Below are 23,941 nucleotides of genomic sequence, written 5' to 3' on the forward strand. Positions count from 1 at the left end.
GTGTGGCCGAGTTGACTTCCAGCCACCTCGGCCGCAGTGCTGCGGCCCGTGTCAGGGAGGCACAACCCAAATGAACGCAACGATGCGTAGAGTCGTGATCGGCGCCACCGCGGTTTCGCTGGCGCTCTCCGTGGCCGCCTGTGGCAAGGCCGGCGACGACAACGACTCGGACAGCGGTAGCGACAGTGGCTCCGGCAACAAGACCATCGGTCTGCTCCTGCCCGACAACGTCACCGCGCGCTACGAGAAGTTCGACCGGCCGTACTTCGAGGACAAGGTCGAGGAGCTCTGCTCCGACTGCAAGGTCGAGTACGCGAACGCTGCCGCCGACCCCACCAAGCAGGCTCAGCAGATGAGCACCATGGTGACCAAGGGCGTCAAGGTCATCGTCGTCTCCGCCCAGGACTCCGCCGCCATCAAGTCCTCCATCCAGTCCGCGGTGGACAAGGGCGTCAAGGTCGTCGCCTACGACCGCCTCGCGCAGGGCCCGGTCTCGGCCTACGTCTCCTTCGACAACGTCAAGGTCGGCGAGCTGCAGGGCCAGGCCCTCCTCGACGCCCTCGGCGACAAGGCCACCCCCAAGGCCAAGGTCGTCATGATCAACGGTGACGACGCCGACCCGAACGCCGGTCAGTTCAAGGAGGGCGCGCACAAGGCCCTCGACGGCAAGGTCGACATCGCCTTCGAGCAGTCCGGCCTGTGGAAGGACACCGTCGCCGCCCAGAAGATGTCCGCGGCCATCACCCAGCTGGGCGCCAAGAACATCGCGGGCGTCTACGCCGCCAACGACGGCATGGCCGGTGGCATCGCCAACACCCTCAAGGGTGCGAAGATCAGCAGCATCCCGCTGACCGGTCAGGACGCCGAGCTCGCCGCCATCCAGCGGATCGTCGCCGGCACGCAGTCCTCCACGGTCTACAAGGCCTACAAGCCGGAGGCCGACACGGCCGCCGAGCTCGCGGTGAACCTGCTGGACGGCAAGAGCATCAAGTCCCTGGCCGACACCGAGGTGACCAGCGGCTCCGGCGACAAGGTCCAGGCGAAGCTGCTGACCCCGGTCTCCGTCACCAAGGAGAACATCAAGGACACGGTGGTGAAGGACGGCCTCTACACGGTCGCCGACATCTGCACCCCCGAGTACGCCAAGGCGTGCAAGTCCGCCGGCCTGGAGTAGTCGCTCCGGTCCACTGAGCCTGTCCGGCGCCCGCCCCACCCATACCCCGCTTCCGGGGCGGGCGCCGGACGGAACCGCCGCGGAAAGAGCGGCGGACGCTCGCATGTTCACCTTGTAAGCCTTGTGCGACGGCCCCCATGTCGGCGGGGCCCGCACATTCCTCCGCGCCCGGTTCCCGGCGCGGCATCCCCGCCGGTCAGGCGGCGAAGGAGATGGTTCACGTGTCCGCTACGCCCGTGCTGGCGTTGCGCGGAGTCTCCAAGCGATTCGGTGCGGTGCAGGCACTCACCGACGTCGATCTGGAGGTTCACGCCGGAGAAGTGGTCGCCCTGGTGGGCGACAACGGCGCAGGAAAGTCCACGCTGGTCAAGACGATCGCGGGTGTCCACCCCATCGATGAGGGCGTCATCGAGTGGCAGGGCGAGTCGGTGAGGATCAACAAGCCGCACGACGCCCAGGGACTCGGCGTCGCGACGGTCTACCAGGACCTCGCGCTGTGCGACAACCTCGATGTCGTCGGCAACCTCTACCTCGGGCGCGAGCTGCTGCACCGCGGCGTCATCGACGAGGTGTCGATGGAGAAGAACTCCCGGGAGCTGCTGTCCACGCTCTCGATCCGCATCCCGAGCGTCCGCATCCCGATCGCCAGCCTCTCCGGCGGTCAGCGCCAGGTCGTCGCCATCGCCCGCGCCCTCATCGGCGACCCCAAGCTCGTCATCCTGGACGAGCCCACCGCCGCCCTCGGTGTCGAGCAGACCGCGCAGGTCCTCGACCTGGTCGAGCGGCTGCGCGAGCGCAACCTCGCCGTCATCCTCATCAGCCACAACATGGCCGATGTCAAGGCGGTCGCGGACACCGTCGCCGTGCTGCGCCTGGGCAAGAACAACGGCTCCTTCTCCGTGAAGGACACCAGCCACGAAGAGATCATCGCCGCGATCACGGGTGCCACGGACAACGCCGTGACCCGTCGTGCGGAGCGGCGCACCACGGAGGCGGCAAAGTGAGCGACACGTCCAAGACCGTGAAGAGTGATTCCCCCAAGACCGGTGCGGAGGGCCAGACCACGGTCGCGCCCGCCGACGACCCCACGGCCGCGCCGGTCACCGTCGTCGACCCCCGGCTGCTGATCCGCGAAGAGGGCCTCAAGGGCTACGTCACCGAGTTCAAGCGCAAGGTGAAGGGCGGCGAGCTGGGCTCGCTGCCGGTGGTCGTCGGTCTGATCGTCATCTGGACGATCTTCCAGCTCCAGAACGATCGTTTCCTCAGCGCCGACAACCTGTCGAACATCAGCTACTTCCTCTCGGCCACCGGCATGCTCGCCATCGGCCTGGTGTTCGTCCTGCTGCTCGGCGAGATCGACCTGTCGGTGGGCTCGGTCAGTGGTCTGGCCTCCACCGTGTTCGCCGTGCTCGCGGTCAACCAGGGCATGAGTCCCTGGCTGGCGGTGGTCCTCGCGATCCTCACCGGTATCGCCATCGGCGCGCTGCAAGGCTGGTTCTTCGCCCGGGTCGGCGTACCCGCGTTCGTGGTCACCCTGGCCGGCTTCCTCGGCTGGAACGGCCTGATGCTGTGGCTGCTGGGTGACAGCGGCACGATCAACATCCCGTCCGACACGGGTCCGGTCCGGCTGCTCGGCCAGAGCTCCTTCTTCATGGACCAGGCCATCATCGGCGCGTACCTCCTGGCCGGCCTCGCCGTCGTCCTCTCCCTCGTCGGCAACCTCAACGAGCAGCGCCGTCGCCGGGCCGCGGGTGTCCCGTTCCGGGCGACCAGCGAGATCCTGCTGCGCGTCGGCGCGCTCGCCGTCGCCGCGTTCGCCGCCGCCGCCGTGCTCAACAACGCGTCCGGTGTCTCCAACGCGCTGGTGATCTTCCTCGTGGCGCTGGTGATCGTGGACTTCGTACTGCGGCGCACGACCTACGGCCGCAAGGTGTTCGCGGTCGGCGGTGGCATCGAGGCCGCCCGCCGTGCCGGTATCAACGTGCCGATGATCCGGATCACCGTGTTCGCCATCTCCGGTGGCTTCGCGGCGATCGGCGGTATGTTCTTCGCCGGCCAGACCGCGAGCGCGACGCTGTCCGCGGGCAGCGGCAACATCCTGATGCTCGCGATCGCCGCGGCGGTCATCGGCGGCACCAGCCTCTTCGGCGGCCGCGGTTCGGTGTGGTCGGCGCTGCTCGGCATGCTGGTGATCCAGTCGATCCAGACCGGTCTCGACCTGCTGAACATGAACACCTCGATCCAGTACATGATCACGGGTGCGGTGCTGCTGGGTGCGGTGGTCATCGACTCCGTCAGCCGCAGGAGCCAGAAGGCCGCGGGCCGCGCGTAGCGGCGATGCGGAGGGGCGCCGTCGGGGTGCCTGTCCGTCGCCGACCGCGGGCCGGTCGTGGCTGGTCGCGCAGCCCCCCGCCCCCGTCCGGGGCGCTCATGTGCCCGGTGCCTTCAAGGCGCCGGGCACTTCTGCTTGTTGTCGGACGTTTCGTACGGGTACGCCCGCGCAGGATGGTTTACGCCGTTCGCGTGACGTGACGGTCGACCGCCCGGCGGTCGGCCGTCCGCGCGGAAGATTAGACTTCGACGAGCCCGGTAACGCTCGAACAGCACTATCGCAAGGAGGCACGGGTGCCGCTGCTGACCCGCATCAGGGGACCGCGCGATCTGGACCGGCTCAGCCTGGAGGAGTTGGACCAGCTGGCGGAGGAGATCCGGACCTTCCTCGTGGAGGCGGTGTCGAAGACCGGCGGTCACCTCGGCCCGAACCTCGGCGTGGTCGAGCTCACCATCGCGATGCACCGTGTCTTCGACTCGCCGAGGGACAAGGTGCTGTGGGACACGGGCCACCAGTCCTACGTCCACAAGCTCCTCACCGGCCGTCAGGACTTCTCCCGGCTGAAGATGAAGGGCGGCCTGTCCGGCTATCCCTCGCAGGCCGAGTCCGAGCACGACGTCATCGAGAACAGCCACGCCTCCACGGTGCTCGGCTGGGCCGACGGCCTCGCCAAGGCCAACCAGGTGCTGAAACGCGACGACCACGTCGTCGCGGTCATCGGTGACGGCGCGCTCACCGGCGGCATGGCCTGGGAGGCGCTCAACAACATCGCCGACGCCAAGGACCGCCCGCTGGTCATCGTCGTCAACGACAACGAGCGCTCGTACGCGCCGACCATCGGCGGCCTCGCCAACCACCTGGCCACCCTGCGGACCACCGACGGCTACGAGCGGTTCCTGGCCCGCGGCAAGGACCTGCTGGAGCGCACGCCCGTCGTCGGCCGCCCCCTCTACGAGACGCTGCACGGAGCCAAGAAGGGGCTGAAGGACTTCATCGCCCCGCAGGGCATGTTCGAGGACCTCGGCCTCAAGTACGTCGGCCCGATCGACGGGCACGACATCGAGGCGCTGGAGTCCGCGCTCGCCCGCGCCAAGCGCTTCGGCGGCCCCGTCATCGTGCACTGCCTCACCGAGAAGGGACGCGGCTACCAGCCCGCCCTCCAGGACGAGGCCGACCGCTTCCACGCCGTCGGCAAGATCCACCCGGACACGGGCCTGCCGATCGCCTCCTCCGGCGCCGACTGGACCTCCGTCTTCGGCGAGGAGATGGTGAAGCTCGGCAAGGAGCGCGAGGACATCGTCGCCATCACGGCGGCCATGCTCCAGCCGGTCGGCCTCGACAAGTTCGCCAAGGCATTCCCCGAGCGTGTGTACGACGTCGGCATCGCCGAGCAGCACGCCGCGGTGTCCGCCGCGGGCCTCGCCACGGGCGGGCTGCATCCCGTCTTCGCCGTCTACGCGACCTTCCTCAACCGTGCCTTCGACCAGGTGCTGATGGATGTCGCCCTGCACAGGTGCGGGGTGACCTTCGTCCTGGACCGGGCCGGCGTCACCGGCACCGACGGGGCCTCGCACAACGGCATGTGGGACATGTCGATCCTCCAGGTCGTGCCGGGGCTCAGGCTCGCCGCGCCGCGCGACGCCGACCAGGTCCGCGCCCAGCTGCGCGAGGCCGTCGAGGTCACGGACGCGCCGACCGTGGTGCGCTTCTCCAAGGGCGCCGTCGGCCCGGCCGTGCCCGCCCTGCGCCGCGTCGGCGGCATGGACGTGCTGCGCGAGCCGGGCACCGACACCCCGGACGTGCTGCTCGTCTCCGTCGGCGCCCTCGCGCCGATGTGCCTGGAGATCGCCGACCTGCTCGACAAGCAGGGCATCACCACCACGGTCGTCGACCCGCGCTGGGTCAAGCCGGTCGACGAGCACATGGCGCCCCTCGCGGACAAGCACCGCGTGGTCGTCACCGTCGAGGACAACTCCCGCGTCGGCGGCGTCGGCTCGGCCGTCGCCCAGGCGCTGCGCGACGCCGGCGTGGACATCCCGCTGCGCGACTTCGGCATCCCGCCGCGCTTCCTCGACCACGCCTCCCGCGCCGAGGTCCTGGCCGAGATCGGGCTCACCGCGCCCGACATCGCCCGCCAGGTCACCGGACTGGTCTCCAAGATCGACGGCCGGTTCGGCGACACCGCGGCGGCGGTGGAGTCCGCCCGCGACTGATCGCCCGGTTGGGCCGTTCGGGCCGGTCTCGCCATCCTTTACGGTGGTGAGACCGGCCCATTCGCGTGAAACCCCTCGTGCCGGGGCATACGCTCCACGCCCCCTCTCGATCATGTCGAGGACGACAAGCGTGGGAGGTACGCCTGTGAGCAGCACACTCTTCCGGACGAAGAAGGTCGAGCAGTCCATCCTCGATACCGAGGAGCCAGAACACGCGCTCAGGAAATCCTTGTCCGCGCTGGATCTGACGGTCTTCGGCGTCGGTGTCATCATCGGCACCGGCATCTTCGTCCTCACCGGCACGGTGGCCAAGAACAACGCCGGTCCCGCCGTGGCCCTCGCCTTCGTCGTGGCCGGCGTCGTCTGCGCGCTCGCCGCCCTCTGCTACGCGGAGTTCGCCTCCACGGTCCCGGTCGCGGGATCCGCGTACACCTTCAGTTACGCCTCCCTCGGGGAGCTGCCCGCCTGGATCATCGGCTGGGACCTGGTCCTGGAGTTCGCGCTGGGGACGGCGGTGGTGGCGGTCGGCTGGTCCGGCTACATCCATTCGCTGCTGGCCAATGCCGGCTGGGAGCTGCCGGCGGCGCTCGGCACCAGGGACGGGGCCGACGGCTTCGGTTTCGACATCCTCGCCGCCGCGCTCGTCCTGATCCTCACCGCCATCCTCGTGATCGGCACCAAGCTCTCCGCGCGCGTCACCTCCCTCGTCGTCGCCATCAAGGTGACGGTCGTCCTCACCGTGATCGTCGCGGGCGCCTTCTTCGTGAAGGGCGACAACTACGACCCGTTCGTGCCCAAGGCGCAGGCTGTCGAGGCGGGGGACAGCCTCCAGGCGCCCCTCATCCAGCTGCTGTTCGGCTGGGCGCCCTCCAACTTCGGGGTGATGGGCATCTTCACGGCCGCCTCCGTGGTCTTCTTCGCGTTCATCGGCTTCGACGTCGTCGCCACGGCCGCCGAGGAGACGAAGAACCCGCAGCGCGACATGCCCCGGGGCATCATCGGCTCCCTCGTCATCTGCACCACGCTGTACGTGGCGGTCTCCATCGTCGTCACCGGCATGCAGCACTACACGAAGCTGTCGGTGACCGCGCCGCTCGCCGACGCCTTCAAGGCGACCGGGCATCCGTGGTTCGCGGGCTTCATCAGCTTCGGCGCCGCCGTCGGCCTGACGACCGTGTGCATGATCCTGCTGCTCGGCCAGACCCGGGTGTTCTTCGCGATGAGCCGCGACGGGCTGCTGCCGCGCTTCTTCTCCCGCGTCCACCCCCGGTTCAAGACCCCGCACCGGCCCACCATCCTGCTCGGTGTGGCCATCGCGGTGCTGGCGGGCTTCACCCCGCTGAGCGAGCTGGCCGAACTGGTCAACATCGGCACGCTGTTCGCCTTCGTGGTCGTCGCGATCGGCGTGATCATCCTCCGCCGGACCCGCCCCGACCTGCCCCGGGCGTTCCGTACCCCCTGGGTGCCGGTCATCCCGGTCCTGTCGGTGGGCGCGTCGCTGTGGCTGATGCTCAACCTGCCCACGGAGACCTGGCTGCGCTTCGCCGGCTGGATGCTCCTCGGCTTCCTCGTCTACTTCGTCTACGGCCGCTCGCACAGCCGTCTCGGGCGTCAGGAGGGGACCGCGACGGGTGACGCCGGCGGGCCGCCCGGGCGCGACGTCCCGTAGCGGGTCCGAGCCCGCTCCTTCGTCCTCCGGCCCCGTACGCCCCGCCCACGGTGGGGCGTACGGGGCCGGAGGGCCTTCAGGACGCGCCGCGCACCGCTCTCGGCCCCGTCACCTCGGCGCCCAACTCGCCCACTCGGCGCCGCAGTTCGCGGTCGGCGGTGACGACCAGGCAGGGGCGGCCGCCGGCCTCCTCGGCGACCAGCTCCACGATGCGGTCGTCGCCGCTGCGCGGGGCCGCCTCGACCCGTACGCCGGGGACCGGCTCCACACCCCTGGCCGCGCCCTCGACGACCAGCACCAGCTCGACGGGCTCCTCCCGGCCGGGGACCCCGTCCCGGGCGAGCCGGTCGCGCAGGCGTTCCGCCGCGCCGCGCCGATCACGCCACCAGCCGTCGGGCACGGAGCCGATGACGTTGGCGGCGTCGACGATCACGAGCAGGGGGGCGTCCATGGGGACAGGGTCGCACGCCCGTCCCACCGGCTCGGTGAAACGGCCGTCCTATGATGGGTCCGCTCGGTCTTTCGTATGTCTGTGCGAGAAGAAGGCGGTCGAGGAGCCGCGCCGGGCGTCACGGAAGGGGCGGGTCACGTCATGCGGATCGGATCCGGGCGGGCCGCTGCCCGGGGAGCGGCGGCCGGTGCCCCGGAGAACGGCGGGGGCGAGCGGCACAGGGCCGAGGCCACCGCGTCCGGTTCCTGGCTCGTTCTCGGCAAGGACGGCCGGCTGACCGCGTACGCCCGCGCGCGGACGGGGCTGTTGCGCTGGACGCAGAACCGGCCCGGCGGCCGTGAGTGGACCGGCCCGGACCTCTTCCCCGTCACCGGTCTGACCGACCTGTTCGTCGCGCAGGGCGCGGACACCTACGTGCACTTCCTCGGCCGCCGCGAGAGCGCGAAGTCCGGCGGTCCGCCCGCCGTGGACGTCGTGCACGCCATCCAGTACCAGACGGGTCGGCCCGTCACCGAGTGGCGCTCGCTGGGCAATCCGCACAAGGACCGGGCGAAGGCCTCGCGCCTCGGGGCACCGGCCGCGGGCGTGAGCGCCGACGGCAGCGTCCACGTCCTCGCGCGCAACGCGGGCGGCGGTGTGATGCTGCGGCGCGAGCTGGCGGGCGGCAAGTGGAGCCCGTGGACCGACCTCAAGGGCGACGGGGTGCGCGGGGCGGTGTCCGTGGTCGCGCACTCCTGCGGGCGGGTCGAGGCGATGGCCGCCGGCGGGGACGCCCTCCTGCGCTGGACGCAGGACGGGCCCGGCGGCGCCTTCGGCCAGGAGCCCGCCCTCCCGCTCGCGGGGGCCCGCGGCGGCGCGGTGGGCCTGGAGACCGCGCCCGGCCGGGCCACGTACTACTGGGCCGACCCGTCGACCGGGGAGGTCGTGGCGCACCGTCCGCAGGACGGGGTGATCCCGCTGGGCGGGGCGCCGGCCGAGGATTCCGTCGCGGTGCTGCGAGCGCCGCTGGGCGGCTACGACTGCACGGTGCTGGCGCATCGCGGCCCCGGGGGCGAGGTGCTGCTCGCCGCGTGCGCCACGGAGAACGAGCGGGCCGGGGTGGACTGGGCGCCGACGGGTGAATGCTGCGTGGGGGCACCGGCGTTGGCGCGGGACGCGAACGGGCGGGTGGTGCTCGGGGTGATCCGCGCCGACGGCACGCTGCGGACGTCACGGCTGGGGGCACCGGACTTCAGGTTCCCCGAGGACGCGTGAGAGGAGGGCCCCCGCCCGACAGCGGAGACCCTCCTCAGGTCCGTACGACCGTCATGGCCGTACGAATGTCATGCCCGTACGACCGTCACGCGGGGACCGAAGCCACCCCGGCCTCCAGGAACTTCTTGCCGTTGACCCGCTCGCTGACGCCCTCGCGGTCCAGGTACGGCGTGATGCCGCCCAGGTGGAAGGGCCAGCCGGCGCCGGTGATCAGGCAGAGGTCGATGTCCTGCGCCTCGGCGACGACACCCTCGTCGAGCATCAGCCCGATCTCCTGGGCGACGGCGTCGAGCACGCGGGCCCGCACCTGCTCCTCGGACAGGACCACATCGCCCTGCTTGAGGAGCGCGGCGACCTCGGGGTCCAGCTCCGGCTTGCCGGAGTCGTAGACGTAGAAGCCGCGCTTGCCCGCCTTGACGACGGCCGCGAGGTTCGGGGAGACCGTGAAGCGGTCGGGGAAGGCCCGGTTGAGGGTCTCCGAGACGTGCAGGCCGATGGCCGGGCCGACCAGCTCCAGGAGCACCAGCGGCGACATCGGCAGACCCAGCGGCTCGACCGCCTTCTCGGCGACCTCGACCGGGGTGCCCTCGTCGATGACGTTCTGGATCTCGCCCATGAAGCGGGTCAGGATGCGGTTCACGACGAACGCCGGGGCGTCCTTCACCAGGACCGCGGTCTTCTTCAGCTTCTTGGCGACGGCGAACGCCGTGGCCAGGGAGGCGTCGTCGGTCTGCTCGCCGCGGACGATCTCCAGGAGCGGGAGGATCGCGACCGGGTTGAAGAAGTGGAAGCCCACGACCCGCTCGGGGTTCTTCAGCTTCGACGCCATCTCCGACACCGACAGGGACGAGGTGTTGGTGGCGAGGATCGCGTGCGCCGGGGCGACCGCCTCGACCTCCGCGAACACCTGCTGCTTGACGCCGATCTCCTCGAAGACGGCCTCGATGATGAAGTCCGCGTCCGCGAAGCCCTCGGCCTTGTCCAGCACACCGGTGACCAGTGCCTTGAGACGGTTGGCCTTGTCCTGGTTGATCCGGCCCTTGAGCAGCAGCTTGTCGATCTCGGAGTGGACATAGCCCACACCCTTGTCGACGCGCTCCTGGTCGATGTCGGTCAGCACGACCGGCACCTCCAGGCGGCGCAGGAACAGCAGCGCGAGCTGGGAGGCCATCAGACCGGCGCCGACGACACCGACCTTGGTGACCGGGCGCGCCAGGTTCTTGTCCGGGGCGCCGGCGGGGCGCTTGCCGCGCTTCTGCACCAGGTTGAAGGCGTAGATGCCGGCGCGCAGCTCGCCGCCCATGATCAGGTCGGCGAGGGCGACGTCCTCGGCGTCGAAGCCCGCCTGGAGGTCGCCGTCCTTGGCGGCGGCGATGATGTCCAGCGCGCGGTACGCGGCCGGGGCCGCCCCGTGCACCTTGGAGTCCGCGATGAAGCGGCCCTTGGCGACGGCCTGGTCCCAGCCCTCGCCGCGGTCGATCACGGGACGCTCGACCGTGACCTCGCCCTTGAGGACGTTCGCCGTCCAGATCAGCGACTGCTCCAGGAAGTCGGCGCCCTCGAAGATCGCGTCCGCGATGCCGAGGTCGAAGACCTGCTGACCCTTGAGCTGCTTGTTCTGGTTGAGGCTGTTCTCGATGATCACCGAGACGGCCTTGTCGGCGCCGATCAGGTTCGGCAGCAGCGCGCAGCCGCCCCAGCCCGGGACCAGCCCGAGGAAGACCTCGGGGAGGGAGAAGGCCGGGATCGCCTTGGAGACGGTCCGGTAGGAGCAGTGCAGACCGACCTCGACGCCACCGCCCATCGCGGCGCCGTTGTAGTACGCGAAGGTCGGCACGGCGAGCGCGGACAGCCGCTTGAAGACCTCGTGGCCGCCCTTGCCGATGGCGAGCGCGTGCTCGTGCTCCTTGAGCAGCTCGACGCCCTTGAGGTCGGCGCCGACGGCGAAGATGAACGGCTTGCCGGTGACACCCACACCGACGATCTCGCCGGCCGCGGCCTCCTTCTCGACCTGGTCGACGGCGGTGTTCAGGTTCGCCAGCGACGCCGGGCCGAAAGTGGTCGGCTTGGTGTGGTCGAAACCGTTGTCCAGCGTGATGAGCGCGAAGCGCCCGGCGCCGAACGGCAGGTCGAGGTGGCGTACGTGCGCGGACGTCACGACCTCGTCGGGGAACAGCTCGGCCGCGCCCTTGAGGAGCTCGGTGGTGGTGGTCACTTGTCGCCTCCGGCGTCCTTGTGGTGCGGGTTCTCCCAGATGACGGTGGCGCCCATGCCGAAGCCGACGCACATCGTGGTCAGGCCGTAGCGGACCTCCGGCTGCTCCTCGAACTGGCGGGCGAGCTGCGTCATCAGACGCACACCCGAGGAGGCCAGCGGGTGACCGAAGGCGATGGCGCCGCCGTACTGGTTGACGCGCGCGTCGTCGTCGGCGATGCCGTAGTGCTCCAGGAAGGCCAGCACCTGCACGGCGAAGGCCTCGTTGATCTCGAACAGGCCGATGTCGTCGATGGACAGACCCGCCTGGGCGAGCGCCTTCTCCGTCGCCGGGATCGGGCCGTAGCCCATGACCTCCGGCTCGACACCCGCGAAGGAGTACGAGACGAGGCGCATCTTGACCGGGAGGTTGTTCTCGCGGGCGAAGTCCTCGGAGGCGATGAGCGAGGCCGTCGCGCCGTCGTTCAGGCCGGCCGCGTTGCCGGCGGTGACCCGGCCGTGCACACGGAACGGGGTCTTGAGACCCGTCAGGTTCTCGATGGTCGTGCCCGGACGCATCGGCTCGTCGGCGGTGACCAGGCCCCAGCCGGTCTCGCCGGCCTCGGCGTTGGTGCGGCGCACCGAGATCGGTACCAGGTCGGCCTGGATCTTGCCGTTGGCGTACGCCTTGGCGGCCTTCTCCTGCGAGCGCACGGCGTACTCGTCGGCGCGCTGCTTGGTGATCGTCGGGTACCGGTCGTGCAGGTTCTCGGCGGTCATGCCCATGAACAGGGCGGACTCGTCGACCAGCTTCTCGGAGACGAAGCGCGGGTTCGGGTCCACGCCCTCGCCCATCGGGTGGCGGCCCATGTGCTCGACACCGCCGGCGATGGCGACGTCGTACGCGCCGAACGCGACGGAGCCGGCGACCGAGGTGACGGCGGTCAGGGCGCCGGCACACATGCGGTCGATGGAGTAGCCGGGCACCGACTGCGGCAGACCGGCGAGGATGCCCGCCGTACGGCCGATGGTGAGGCCCTGGTCACCGATCTGCGTGGTCGCGGCGATGGCGACCTCGTCGATCTTCGCGGGCTCCAGACCGGGGTTGCGGCGCAGCAGCTCCCGGATCGCCTTCACGACGAGGTCGTCGGCGCGGGTCTCGTGGTAGATGCCCTTCGGGCCCGCCTTGCCGAACGGGGTGCGGACGCCGTCGACGAAGACGACTTCCTTGACGGTACGAGGCACGATGGCTCTCCTCCAGAGGTGCGGGACGGCACTGCTGCGGCGCGCAACCGCTGAGCGCGCGCTCAGGCCCATGCTACTTGCGAGTAACAGCGCTGCCCACCCCTGGGCGAGGGAGCGGCGAAGGTCACACGGCATTCATGGGTTACCGCCGGTTACGCATCTCTACCTTAGGGGCGCGGGGGCGTGCGCGACCAGCTACGACGCACCCGCGGTCCCCTACGGTGCCCCGGGGGCGGGAGCGGTGGACCCCCGGGGCACCAGCACGGGCGTGGCCACCGGGTGCGACACCCCCGCCTCGCCGTCCCCGGCGATCACCCCGAACAGCGTGTGCGCCACATCCGCCCCGAACCCGTGCACGTCATGACTCATGGCGGAGAGAGTCGGCCGCGTCAGCCGGCAGAGCTGCGAATCGTCCCAGGCCAGCAACGACACGTCCGCCGGCACCCGCACGCCCATCTCCGCCGCCACGGACAACCCCGCCACCGCCATGATGTCGTTGTCGTAGACGATCGCCGTGGGCCGGTCGTCCCCCGCCCCCGTCAGCAACGACCGGGTGGCCCGGGCCCCCGCGTCCCCCGAGAAGTCGGTCGCCACCTGTCGGGCCCCGGCCAGCCGCAGCTCCCGCGCCGTCCGGTCGAACGCCGCCGTACGAATGGCCGTGTGCCCCAGCGCGGCGGCGCCCCCCACCCGCGCGATCCGCCGGTGCCCGAGCGCCGCCAGATACCGCACGGCCTCCGTCACGGCGGTCGCGTCGTCCGTCCACACCGAGGTCAGCCCGCCGGTCAGCGACGGATGCCCGACGGCCACCACCGGCATCCCCAGCCGCCCCGCCGCGGCCACTCTCGGATCGTCCGCGCGGAAGTCGACCAGGATCGACCCGCTGACCTGCCGCCCCCGCCACCACGCGTCCTGGACCTCCACCTCCTCGTCCATGGTGCGCACCAGCCGCAGCAGCAGCGAGCAGGACCGCTCGGTCAGCACGCTCTCCACCCCGGAGACGAACTCCATGTAGAACGGTTCCAGCCCGAGCAGCTTCGCGGGCCGGCAGACCGCGAGCCCCACCACGTCGACCCGCCGGCTCGACAGCGACCGGGCCGCCAGGTTCGGCGCCCACCCCAGCTCCCGGGCCGCCGCGAAGATCCGGTCCCGGGTGGCGTCGGCCAGCCCCGGCTTCCGGTTGAACGCCAGCGACACCGCTCCCTTGGACACCCCGGCGCGCGCGGCGACGTCCTTGATGGTCACGCGGGGGGTCGTCATCGGTGGGGCTCCAGGCAGTACAGGGCCGCTCGGGCGGCGTCCGGATCGGGAGTCTCCCAGCCGTCGACCCCGATGGTCACCTGTTCCCCGGGAAGCAGGGTGACGAGCCCCCGGTCCGCCCGCGCCCCCGGGTCCAGCCGGTCGGCCTGCAGGAGCAGGTCCCGTACGAGGGTGCGGGCCGTCACCGTGACCGAACCCGGCGCTGCGGTCACCTCGAACTCCGGCCGGGGACAGGGGATGTCGCGGTCGGGGCCGGGGAAGTGCAGGGCACGCAGTCCGTCCGCGTCCGCGACGAGGAACTCCTTCGGCCCGGCGGGCGCCAGCTCCCGCGGCACGCCGATCCGGGCCACCGTCCGTCCGGCGGCGGCGAACCCGGCGTACGCCTCCCCGAGCACCGACCCGTCGACCGACATCCGCCGCAGCCGCGCGGAGCCGGTCCACTCCCCGGCCGCCTGGTTGACCACGGCCAGCACCTCGGCCGAGAGCGTCAGCAGCCGGTCCGCGTACAGCCGTCGCAGCTCGTGGTAGAGCGGTTTCTCCCGGCCGTCCCCGTCGATCGCCGCCCAGGAGGTCACCGGCCAGCAGTCGTTGAGCTGCCAGACGATCGTGCCCGCGCACACCGGCCAGTGCGACCGCCAGTGCTCGATCCCGGCGGCGACCGCCCGCGCCTGGTTGACCTGCGTCAGATAGTGCCAGCGGTCGAAGTCCCCCTCGGGCAGGACGAAATGACGCGCGAGGCCCCGCTCCAGCTTCCCGTTCCCGTCCTCGGCCTTCTGGTGGTGCAGCATGCCGGGGGAGTCGGGCGCAAGCTCCTCACCCGGCAGTGCCCGCCGCAGCGTCGCGTACGCGGGCGGCGCCTGCCAGCCGAACTCGGCGACGAATCGCGGCACATCGGCCCGGTACGCCGTGTAGTCCTCCCGGTTCCACACCTCCCAGGAGTGGTGCGTGCCGTGCGCGGGGTCGTTCGGATGCCGCTCCCATGACCCCGACCAGGGGCTGCCCGCCGTGTACGGCCGCGTCGGGTCCGACTCCGCGACGACACGCGGCAGCAGCCCCAGGTAGTACCCCTCACCCCACGACTCCCCGGCGAGCCGCTCCTCCCAGCCCCAGTCCCTGAAGCCCCACAGGTTCTCGTTGTTGCCGTTCCACAGCACCAGCGACGGATGCGGCATCAGCCGGACGACGTTCTCCCGCGCCTCGGCCTCCACCTCGCCCCGCAACGGCTGTTCCTCCGGGTAGGCCGCGCACGCGAACGGGAAGTCCTGCCAGACCAGCAGCCCCAGCTCGTCGCAGACGTCGTAGAAGTCCGCGCTCTCGTAGATCCCGCCGCCCCAGATCCGTACGAGGTCGACCCCGGCCTCGGCCGCCCGGGTGAGCCGCGCCCGGTACCGCTCCGGCGTGACCCGGGACGGGAACACGTCGTCCGGGATCCAGTTGACCCCGCGCGCGAACAGCCGCTCACCGTTGACGACGAGGGTGAACCCGGTGCCGTGCTCATCGGCGCTCCGGTCCAGCTCCACACTCCGGAACCCGACCCGCCGCCGCCACAGGTCGAGTGCGCCGCTCTCGCTGTGCAGCGTCAACTCGATCTCGTACAGCGGCTGTTCGCCGTACCCGCGGGGCCGCCACCGCTCCACGCCCGGGACCTCCAGGCGTACGGCCCCACTCGTCCCCTCGACCTCCGCGACCGCGGTGACGCCTCCCACCCGGGCCTGAAGCCGCAGCCCGGCCTCCACGGCCGACCGCTCCACGTCGACGAGCAGCTCCACGTGCCCGGTCGTGCCGTCGACGGTCACCAGCGGCCTCACCCGCGCGATCCGGGCCGTCGACCATCTCTCCAGCCGGACGGGCCGCCAGATCCCGGCCGTCACCAGCGTCGGCCCCCAGTCCCAGCCGAAGGAGCAGGCCATCTTCCTGATGTACTGGAAGGGTTCGGGATAGGCGTTCGGCCGCTCGCCGAGCCGCTCGCGCACCGCCTCCGCCTCGGCGTACGCGGAGGCGAAGCGCACGGAGAGCCGGCCGCTCAGGCCGGTGACGTCGAAGCGGTACGAGCGGTGCATGTTCCGCACGGACCCGAGCATCCGGCCGTCGAGCCGGATCTCGGCGGCGGTGTCGAGCCCGTCGAAGACCAGGTCGGTCCGGTCGTGCCCGCCGGGCGCCCCGGCGCCGGGCAGTTCGACCTCGTACGTCCACTCCCGGCGGCCCACCCAGGCCACCTCGGTCTCGTTCCGCCCGACGAAGGGGTCCGGGATCAGCCCCGCCGCCAGCAGGTCGGTGTGCACGCACCCGGGCACCTCGGCCGGGAGGGGCTCCCCCTCGTGGCGCAGGATCCAGCCCTCGGTGAGCGGTGTGGCGTCCAGCATGCGCACTCCTAAACCGGTCCAGTCGACTGCCCGGTCCCGTCGCGAAACTATTTCGACAGCCTTGGCGGGATAGGGACTTTACCGGTTCAGTGACGGGCTGCCAGAGTGCCGAACCAGCCAACCCACCCGTGCTCGTCCGTCCCGAACGGAGCTGGTGCACATGAACCACCGAAGGACACTCACCGGAACACTGGTCGCGGCCGCCCTCCTGGCCTCGGGCTGCACCGGCGGCGGAGGCAGTTCGAAGGGCGCCGACGCCGAGGCCGCCGAGGACCCGGCACGGGTCTCCGGAACCATCACGGTTCTCACCCACCGGACCGACATCGTGCAGGACGGCACGATGCAGAAGTACGCCGACGCCTTCAACCGGATCTATCCCGAGGTGAAGGTGAAGTTCGACGCGATCACCGACTACGAGTCCGAAGTCAAGATCCGTATGAACACGGAGAACTACGGCGACGTCCTCATGATCCCGGCCGTCGTCAAGAAGAACGACTACCCCAAGTTCTTCGCCTCGCTCGGCACCCGGGACGAGCTCGCCGAGAAGTACCGCTTCACCGGCTTCACCACCGTCGACGGCAAGGTCTACGGCCAGAGCCCGATGGGCGCGGCGCCCGGATTCATCTACAACAAGCGGATCTGGGCCGAGGCCGGAGTCACCGACTGGCCCACCACCCCCGCGGAGTTCCTCACCGCGCTCAAGGCCATCAAGTCCAGGACCGACGCCATCCCCTACTACACCAACTTCGCCGCCCAGTGGCCGCTGAGCCAGTGGACCGGTGTGAACGGCTCGGTCAGCTGCGACACCGGGGCCACCACCCGGCTCGCCGAGGGCGACCCCTGGGGCGAGGACGGCGAACTCCGCGTCGCCGACCGGCTGTTGTACGACATCGTGCACCAGGGCCTGATCGAGAAGGACCCGACCACCACCAACTGGGAGAACTCCAAGCCGCGGCTGGCCAAGGGCGAGATCGCCACCGCCTGGCTCGGCAGCTGGGCGATCAGCCAGTTCCAGCAGGCCGCCGAGAAGGCCGGGGCCGACCCCGCCGACATCGGGTTCATGCCGTTCCCCTACCGCGTCGACGGCAAGGCCTGCGCGACCGTGAACCCCGACTACAACCAGGCCGTCAACATCCACTCCGACCACAAGGAGGCGGCCCGCGCCTGGATCGACTGGTTCACCGACAAGTCGGGCTACGCGGACGACAACCTCTCCATCTCCACGCTCAAGAAGGCACCGCTGCCCGAGGTGCTGAAGCCCTACGAGGAGCAGGGCGTCGAACTCATCGAACTCGACGACGCCGACGGCGGAAAGGTCAAGGAGATCGACAGCGCCTCGGAGGTCGGCATCAACGCGCCCGCCTACCGCCAGGACCTGGTCGACCTCGCCCGCGGCGCCAAGAAGGGCAGCCTGGACGACTTCCTCGCCGACCTCAGCGAACGCTGGACCGAGGCACAGAAGACCGTGGGGTCCTGATGCCCCACGCGCGGACGACGGACCCCTCGCGCGCGGTGCGGAAGGTGGCGCGGCCCTCCCCGGCGGCGCCCCGGCCCCCCACGCCCCGGCGCGCCCCTCGCGGGGTGCGCCTGTGGCGCGGGCTCACCCCCTGGCTCTTCCTGGCCGCCCCGCTGGCCCTGCTGATCACGTTCACCTACGCGCCCGTCGCCAACATGCTGGCGTACAGCTTCACCGACTGGGACGGCGTCAGCCCCGAACTGAACTACACCGGCGCCGACAACTACGTCGAGATCTTCACCCGCCCCGAGCTGTTCCAGGTGTTCTTCGTCAGCGGCTACTACCTCGCCGCGTCGGCCGTACAGATCGTGCTCGCCCTCTACTTCGCCACGGTCCTCAGCTTCAACCTCCGCTTCCGGAACCTCTTCAAGGGCGTGCTGTTCTTCCCGTACCTGATCAACGGAGTCGCGATCGGGTTCGTCTTCCTCCACTTCTTCCAGGACGGCGGCACCCTCGACTCGGTCCTGGCGCTCTTCGGCCACACGTCCGACCGCGCCTGGCTCGGCACGGAGACGTCCGCGAACGTCTCCCTCGCGAGCGTCTCCGTCTGGCGCTACATGGGCCTGAACTTCGTGCTCTTCCTCGGCGCGATCCAGTCGATCCCGGGGGAGCTGTACGAGGCCGCCGAACTCGACGGCGCGAACCGCTGGCACCAGTTCCGGTACATCATCGCGCCCGGCATCCGCCCGGTCCTGAGCCTGAGCGTCATTCTCTCGGTCTCCGGCTCCCTGTCGGTCTTCGAGATCCCGTACATCATGACCGGCGGCGCCACCGGCACCGAGACCTTCGTGATCCAGACGGTGAAGCTCGCGTTCCAGTTCAACAGGACGGGCCTCGCGTCCGCCGCCGCGGTCGTCCTGCTGCTGATCATCCTGGCGGTGACGTGGCTGCAACGCCGGCTGGTCCCCGACGACAGGGTGGACCTCGTATGACGGCTCCGACGACCCCGGCCCCGGTGAACCGCGGGCGAGTCGCCCGCACCCTCACCTATCTGTCCCTGGCCGGCGCCTCGGTCGTGGTGCTGCTGCCCCTCGTGGCGGTCCTGCTGACCTCGCTCAAGACCGAACGCCAGATGGCCGAGGACAGCGGCGCGCTCACCCTGCCCGACAGCTTCCTGAACCTCGACAACTACGCGACGGCCTTCCGCGACGGCGAGATGCTCGCCGCCTTCGGCAACACGGCCCTCATCCTTCTCGTCGCCGTCACCGGCACGGTCGTCATCGGCTCGATGGCGGCCTACGCGATCGACCGCTTCACCTTCCGCTTCCGGAAGCTTGTCGTCGCCCTGTTCCTGGTCGCCACCCTGGTCCCCGGGGTCACCACCCAGGTCGCGACCTTCCAGATCGTCGACAGCTTCGGCATGTTCGACAGCCTCTGGGCGCCGATCGCCCTCTACATGGGCACCGACATCGTCTCGATCTACATCTTCCTGCAGTTCGTGCGGTCGATCCCGGTCTCCCTGGACGAGGCCGCCCGCCTGGACGGCGCCAACGCCTTCACGATCTACCGGAAGATCATCTTCCCGCTCCTGAAACCCGCGATCGCCACGGTCGTCATCGTCAAGGGGATCACCGTCTACAACGACTTCTACATCCCCTTCCTCTACATGCCCTCCGACGACCTGGGGGTGATCTCCACGTCCCTCTTCCGCTTCAAGGGCCCCTTCGGCGCCCACTGGGAGACGATCTCGGCGGGGGCGGTCCTGGTGATCCTGCCGACCCTGCTCGCCTTCCTGCTGCTGCAGAGGTTCATCTACAACGGCTTCATGCGGGGCGCCACGAAGTAGGCCCGCGGCGGGGGAGCGACGGCTCCCCCGCCCCGGCGGCAGGGCCTAGGCGTCCTTCGCCTTCGCCACCACGGACATCGCCCCCACCAGCACCGGCGTCACCAGTTCCACCTGCCAGGCCCGCGCCCCGTGGCCCGCGAGCACCGCGCTCACGGCCTCCGCGTCCAACGACCTCGGCGGTTCCCAGCACAGCCGCCGGACGGTGTCCGGGGTGATCAGGTTCTCCTGCGGCATGTTGAGCTGCTCGGCCAGCGCGGACACCCCCGCCCGCGCGGCGGACAGCCGGGCCGCCGCCGCGGGATCCTTGTCGGCCCAGGCCTTCGGCGGGGGCGGCCCGGTCACGGGCTGCCCGTGCGCCGGCAGCGCCGAGTCCGGCAGCGCCCTGGCCCGGTCGACCGCCGCCTGCCACTGCTCCAGCTGACGCCGGCCCATCCGGTGCCCGAAGCCGTTCAGCGCGGCCAGCGCCTGCGCGTTCACCGGCAGGGCCAGGGACGCCTCGACGATCGCCGCGTCGCTCAGCACCTTGCCCGGGGAGACGTCCCGGCGCTGCGCGATCCGGTCCCGCGCCTCCCACATCTCCCGCACGACCGCCATCTGGCGCCGCCGGCGCACCTTGTGCATCCCGGACGTACGCCGCCACGGGTCCTTGCGGGGTTCCGCGGGCGGCGCGGAGGCGATCGCGTCGAACTCCTGGCGGGCCCACTCCAGCTTCCCCTGCCGGTCCAGCTCCTTCTCCAGGGCGTCCCGCAGGTCCACGAGGAGTTCCACGTCGAGCGCGGCGTACCGCAGCCAGGGCTCGGGCAGCGGACGGGTCGACCAGTCGACCGCGGAGTGGCCCTTCTCCAGGACGTAGCCGAGCACGCCCTCGACCATCGCGCCGAGGCCGACCCGGGGGAACCCGGCGAGCCGCCCGGCCAGCTCGGTGTCGAAGATCCGCGTCGGGACCATGTCTATCTCGCGCAGGCACGGCAGGTCCTGGGTGGCCGCGTGGAGCACCCACTCCACGCCGGAGAGCGCCTCGCCGAGGCCGGAGAGGTCGGGGCAGGCGACGGGGTCGATGAGCGCGGTGCCCGCGCCCTCGCGGCGCAGCTGCACCAGATAGGCGCGCTGACCGTAGCGGTAACCGGACGCGCGTTCGGCGTCCACGGCGACGGGACCGGAGCCGGCGGCGAAGGCGGCGATCACCGCGGCGAGCGAGGACTCGTCGGCGATGACGGCCGGAATACCGTCCCGGGGCTCCAGCAAAGGGATCGGCGCCCCCGCTTCAGAAGATCCGCCGTCGTCCGGAGGGGCGCCTCCGGTGGTTCGCAGGGTCCTGTCTGCTGCGGTCTCTTGGGCGTCGGTCACCTGTCAAGGGTATCCGTGTATGGACATGGCCCGCCGACGGAACGTTCCGCCGACGGGCCATCCAGGGGCGTAAACCAGTCACGTATCACACGTGTCAGTGAATGTTTCCGGCAAACCAGGGCGAGCTGGACATCGATGGTGGATTTCGGCCCTTTCCTGGCGCCGTGTCCTCGGTGTCCTGCCCTCGCGCCCCCGGTGTCAGTGGATGATCCCGGTGCGCAGGGCCACCGCCACCATCCCGGCACGGTCGCCGGTGCCGAGCTTGCGCGCGATTCGGGCCAAGTGGCTCTTGACCGTGAGTGCGGACAGGCCCATGGAGACGCCGATCGCCTTGTTCGACTGCCCCTCCGCGACCAGGCGCAGCACCTCGACCTCGCGGCCCGACAGCTCCCGGTAGCCGCCCGGGTGGCTCGGGGCTCCCGGGGGGCGGCGGTGCATACGGGCGGCGGAGCCGAGGGGAGCGGCACCCGGGCGGGTGGGCAGTCCGATGTTGGTGCGGGTGCCGGTGACGACGTATCCCTTCACACCGCCCGCGAGGGCGTTGCGTACGGCGCCGATGTCGTCGGCGGCGGAGAGGGCGAGGCCGTTGGGCCACCCCGCCGCGCGGGTCTCGGAGAGGAGGGTCAGGCCGGAACCGTCCGGCAGGTGAACGTCCGCGACGCAGATGTCGCGTGGGTTGGCGACGCGGGGGCGGGCCTCGGCGATGGACGAGGCTTCGATGACATCGCGGACCCCGAGGGCCCACAGGTGCCGGGTGACGGTGGACCGGACCCGTGGATCGGCGACCACCACCATCGCGGTCGGCTTGTTCGGACGGTAGGCGACCAGGCTTGCGGGCTGCTCGAGGAGAACGGACACCAGGCCTCCTGGGTGCGGGACGGGGGGCGGATTCGCCGGGCTCGTGGGGTCGAAGCCGGGACGAACCGTGCTTTCAAGGTCACAGAGGTCTTCGGCACCAAACCTCTGCTCCTTTAGAGAATGATCACGATTTAGTGAGTAACAATCCGTGCAATTCGGACACGTCTTCGATCATTCGAAGACCGAACGGTGTCGCTTCACGTCGATACGAGGCCGAAAGTGGCCGTATCGACAAAGTGACGGGAATGGCCGGTGTGATGGTCGGTGCGGTTGCCCGCACGCAAAAAGGGACCGTGCTCGACGGAGCACGGTCCTGAGGGTCGAGAGGCCGGCGGGCAGGTCAGCGGGCCTGCGGCCCCCGTCGCTGCGGCAGCGTCACCACCGCCGCGTCCCCGGGGTCGACCGCCGGTGGCAGCCCCGCGATCTGGCCCAGCAGATCGCACCACGAGGCGAGGTGCGCGGCGGTGTCGGGAACGCCGCCCAGCACCTCGCGCGGGGTCCACGAGGCCCGGATCTCGATCTGCGAGGCGGCCGGCCGTGCCGCCAGCCCGCCGAAGTAGTGCGAACTCGCCCGCGTCACCGTCCCGCTCGGCTCGCCGTACGACAGACCCCGGGCCTGCAGCGCCCCGGTCAGCCACGACCAGCAGACCTCCGGCAGCAGGGGATCCGCCGCCATCTCGGGCTCCATCTCCGCCCGGACCAGCGTCACCAGCCGGAAGGTGCCCTGCCAGGCGTCGTGCCCGGCGGGGTCGTGCAGCAGCACGAGACGGCCGTCGGCCAGGTCCTCGTCCCCCTCGACGACCGCGGCCTCCAGGGCGTACGCGTACGGGGCGAGCCGCTGGGGCGGTTTGGTCGACTCGATCTCGATCTCCGGCCGCAGCCGTGTGGCCCGCAGCGCTTCGACGGCGGAGCGGAACGGAGCCGGTGCCGTCCTGTCCGCATCGCGCTCCCCCTCCTTCGCGTCGTCCATCCCGCCAGCGCCGTCCGACAGTCGTCCCTGAGCCGCAGCCATGCCGGAACATTAAGGGGAACCGGGCCCCGGCGCAGGGCAAGACACCCGTGCGCTGGGTCACTGTCGCATCGCGCTCAGCGAACGGAGGCCGCGCCGCGGGCCGGGAGCGGCGACCGGAGAAGCGGGCGTCCCGCCTGTCCCCGGCCCCGGCCGTCGGCGCCGGGGAGGCGTGGGAGACTTTGCCTCGTGAGTGCCAACGCCAGCCCCTCGGGCCACCAGCCGACCGCCACCCGCGACGCCGTCGAGAACTCGGCCTTCCTGAAGGCGTGCAGGCGTGAGCCCGTGCCGCACACACCGGTGTGGTTCATGCGGCAGGCCGGACGCTCACTCCCCGAGTACCTGAAGGTGCGCCAGGGCATCGGGATGCTGGACTCGTGCATGCGGCCGGAGCTGGTCACCGAGATCACCCTCCAGCCGGTCCGCCGGCACCACGTGGACGCGGCGATCTACTTCAGCGACATCGTCGTCCCCCTCAAGGCCATCGGCATCGACCTCGACATCAAGCCCGGCGTGGGCCCGGTCGTCGAGAAGCCGATCCGCAGCCGCGCCGACCTCGCCCAGCTCCGCGACCTGACCTCCGAGGACGTCTCGTACGTCACCGAGGCGATCGGGATGCTCACCGCCGAGCTGGGGGAGACCCCCCTCATCGGCTTCGCCGGCGCCCCCTTCACCCTCGCCAGTTACCTCGTCGAGGGCGGCCCGTCCCGCACCTACGAGAACGCCAAGGCGATGATGTACGGCGACCCCGAGCTCTGGGCCGACCTGCTCGACCGCCTCGCCGAGATCACCTCCGCCTTCCTCAGGGTCCAGATCGAGGCGGGCGCCTCGGCCGTCCAGCTGTTCGACTCCTGGGCGGGCGCCCTCGCCCCGGCGGACTACCGCCGCTCGGTGCTCCCCGCCTCCGCGAAGGTCTTCGACGCCGTCGCCGGGTACGGCGTCCCGCGCATCCACTTCGGTGTCGGCACCGGTGAGCTGCTGGGCCTCATGGGCGAGGCCGGCGCGGACGTCGTCGGCGTCGACTGGCGTGTCCCGCTCGACGAGGCCGCCCGCCGCGTCGGCCCCGGCAAGGCGCTCCAGGGGAACCTGGACCCGACCGTCCTGTTCGCCGGTACCGAGGCCGTCGAGGCCAAGACCCGCGAGGTCCTCGACGCCGCCGCCGGCCTGGAGGGCCATGTCTTCAACCTCGGCCACGGCGTCATGCCCAGCACGGACCCGGACGCCCTGACCCGCCTCGTGGAGTACGTCCACACCCGGACCGCTCGCTAGGGTCC

The 23,941-nt window shown here is 70.8% G+C and carries 18 protein-coding genes; 10 read left to right on the top strand and 8 right to left on the bottom strand.

The window, feature by feature from the left end; all coding sequences use genetic code 11:
- Positions 1-70: 70 nt before the first annotated feature.
- The 5 genes from ACZ6BB_RS01045 (at position 71) to ACZ6BB_RS01065 (ending at position 7,388) form a co-directional block, all read left to right on the top strand.
- Positions 71-1,174, top strand: coding sequence for a sugar ABC transporter substrate-binding protein (locus ACZ6BB_RS01045; RefSeq protein WP_471613221.1), 1,104 nt, complete (start codon positions 71-73; stop codon positions 1,172-1,174).
- A gap of 212 nt (positions 1,175-1,386) precedes the next feature.
- A complete protein-coding gene (locus ACZ6BB_RS01050; RefSeq protein ID WP_471613222.1) occupies positions 1,387-2,178 on the top strand; it encodes an ATP-binding cassette domain-containing protein in 792 nt (263 codons plus the stop codon).
- Positions 2,175-3,506, top strand: coding sequence for a sugar ABC transporter permease (locus ACZ6BB_RS01055; protein ID WP_471613223.1), 1,332 nt, complete (start codon positions 2,175-2,177; stop codon positions 3,504-3,506). Before ACZ6BB_RS01050 ends, ACZ6BB_RS01055 begins: the two co-directional genes overlap by 4 nt.
- Before the next feature lie 293 nt (positions 3,507-3,799).
- Positions 3,800-5,719 carry a 1-deoxy-D-xylulose-5-phosphate synthase gene (dxs, locus tag ACZ6BB_RS01060; RefSeq protein WP_471613224.1) on the top strand — a complete coding sequence of 640 codons (1,920 nt, stop codon included), beginning with the start codon at positions 3,800-3,802 and terminating at the stop codon, positions 5,717-5,719.
- Positions 5,720-5,864: 145 nt separating this feature from the next.
- Entirely contained in the window at positions 5,865-7,388 is a 1,524-nt protein-coding gene (locus tag ACZ6BB_RS01065) for an amino acid permease (protein WP_471613225.1), read from the top strand.
- Between the two features lie 76 nt (positions 7,389-7,464).
- On the opposite strand, the gene ACZ6BB_RS01070 is transcribed toward ACZ6BB_RS01065, so the two are convergent.
- Entirely contained in the window at positions 7,465-7,839 is a 375-nt protein-coding gene (locus tag ACZ6BB_RS01070; protein WP_471613226.1) for an NYN domain-containing protein, read from the bottom strand.
- A 141-nt stretch (positions 7,840-7,980) separates the two neighbouring features.
- On the opposite strand from ACZ6BB_RS01070, the gene ACZ6BB_RS01075 reads away from it, so the two are divergent.
- Positions 7,981-9,093 (top strand): PLL family lectin, encoded by a 1,113-nt coding sequence (locus ACZ6BB_RS01075; RefSeq protein WP_471613227.1) that lies wholly within the window; start codon positions 7,981-7,983, stop codon positions 9,091-9,093.
- Positions 9,094-9,178: 85 nt separating this feature from the next.
- On the opposite strand, the gene ACZ6BB_RS01080 is transcribed toward ACZ6BB_RS01075, so the two are convergent.
- From ACZ6BB_RS01080 to ACZ6BB_RS01095, 4 genes are all read right to left on the bottom strand, one after another.
- Positions 9,179-11,308 carry a 3-hydroxyacyl-CoA dehydrogenase NAD-binding domain-containing protein gene (locus ACZ6BB_RS01080; RefSeq protein ID WP_471613228.1) on the bottom strand — a complete coding sequence of 710 codons (2,130 nt, stop codon included), beginning with the start codon at positions 11,306-11,308 and terminating at the stop codon, positions 9,179-9,181.
- Positions 11,305-12,531, bottom strand: coding sequence for a thiolase family protein (locus ACZ6BB_RS01085; protein WP_045559888.1), 1,227 nt, complete (start codon positions 12,529-12,531; stop codon positions 11,305-11,307). Before ACZ6BB_RS01085 ends, ACZ6BB_RS01080 begins: the two co-directional genes overlap by 4 nt.
- A 216-nt stretch (positions 12,532-12,747) precedes the next feature.
- Positions 12,748-13,788, bottom strand: a complete 1,041-nt coding sequence (locus ACZ6BB_RS01090; protein ID WP_471613229.1) for a LacI family DNA-binding transcriptional regulator — start codon at positions 13,786-13,788, stop codon at positions 12,748-12,750.
- Positions 13,785-16,151 carry a glycoside hydrolase family 2 protein gene (locus tag ACZ6BB_RS01095; protein ID WP_471613230.1) on the bottom strand — a complete coding sequence of 789 codons (2,367 nt, stop codon included), beginning with the start codon at positions 16,149-16,151 and terminating at the stop codon, positions 13,785-13,787. The genes ACZ6BB_RS01090 and ACZ6BB_RS01095 overlap by 4 nt, the downstream gene beginning before the upstream one ends.
- A 160-nt stretch (positions 16,152-16,311) precedes the next feature.
- Here ACZ6BB_RS01095 and ACZ6BB_RS01100 point away from each other — a divergent pair, with 160 nt between their 5' ends.
- The 3 genes from ACZ6BB_RS01100 to ACZ6BB_RS01110 are packed head-to-tail and all read left to right on the top strand — an operon-like array spanning position 16,312 to position 19,453.
- Positions 16,312-17,628, top strand: a complete 1,317-nt coding sequence (locus tag ACZ6BB_RS01100; protein ID WP_471613231.1) for an ABC transporter substrate-binding protein — start codon at positions 16,312-16,314, stop codon at positions 17,626-17,628.
- Complete coding sequence (locus ACZ6BB_RS01105; protein ID WP_471613232.1) at positions 17,628-18,599, top strand: carbohydrate ABC transporter permease; 972 nt, start codon at positions 17,628-17,630, stop codon at positions 18,597-18,599. Before ACZ6BB_RS01100 ends, ACZ6BB_RS01105 begins: the two co-directional genes overlap by 1 nt.
- Positions 18,596-19,453, top strand: a complete 858-nt coding sequence (locus ACZ6BB_RS01110) for a carbohydrate ABC transporter permease (RefSeq protein WP_471613233.1) — start codon at positions 18,596-18,598, stop codon at positions 19,451-19,453. Before ACZ6BB_RS01105 ends, ACZ6BB_RS01110 begins: the two co-directional genes overlap by 4 nt.
- Positions 19,454-19,498: 45 nt before the next feature.
- On the opposite strand, the gene ACZ6BB_RS01115 is transcribed toward ACZ6BB_RS01110, so the two are convergent.
- The 3 genes from ACZ6BB_RS01115 to ACZ6BB_RS01125 form a co-directional block, all read right to left on the bottom strand.
- Entirely contained in the window at positions 19,499-20,800 is a 1,302-nt protein-coding gene (locus tag ACZ6BB_RS01115; RefSeq protein WP_471613234.1) for an HRDC domain-containing protein, read from the bottom strand.
- Between the two features lie 198 nt (positions 20,801-20,998).
- A complete protein-coding gene (locus ACZ6BB_RS01120; RefSeq protein ID WP_471613235.1) occupies positions 20,999-21,658 on the bottom strand; it encodes a LuxR C-terminal-related transcriptional regulator in 660 nt (219 codons plus the stop codon).
- Between the two features lie 340 nt (positions 21,659-21,998).
- The gene (locus ACZ6BB_RS01125) at positions 21,999-22,670 is read right to left on the bottom strand and encodes a DUF3000 domain-containing protein (RefSeq protein ID WP_471613236.1); all 672 of its coding nucleotides are present in this window, start codon (positions 22,668-22,670) and stop codon (positions 21,999-22,001) included.
- Positions 22,671-22,856: 186 nt separating this feature from the next.
- On the opposite strand from ACZ6BB_RS01125, the gene hemE reads away from it, so the two are divergent.
- Positions 22,857-23,936: a uroporphyrinogen decarboxylase gene (gene hemE, locus ACZ6BB_RS01130; protein ID WP_471613237.1), complete on the top strand. Its 1,080-nt coding sequence runs from the start codon at positions 22,857-22,859 to the stop codon at positions 23,934-23,936.
- Positions 23,937-23,941 lie beyond the last annotated feature (5 nt).

The sequence above is a fragment of the Streptomyces sp. NPDC041108 genome, from assembly GCF_055592645.1.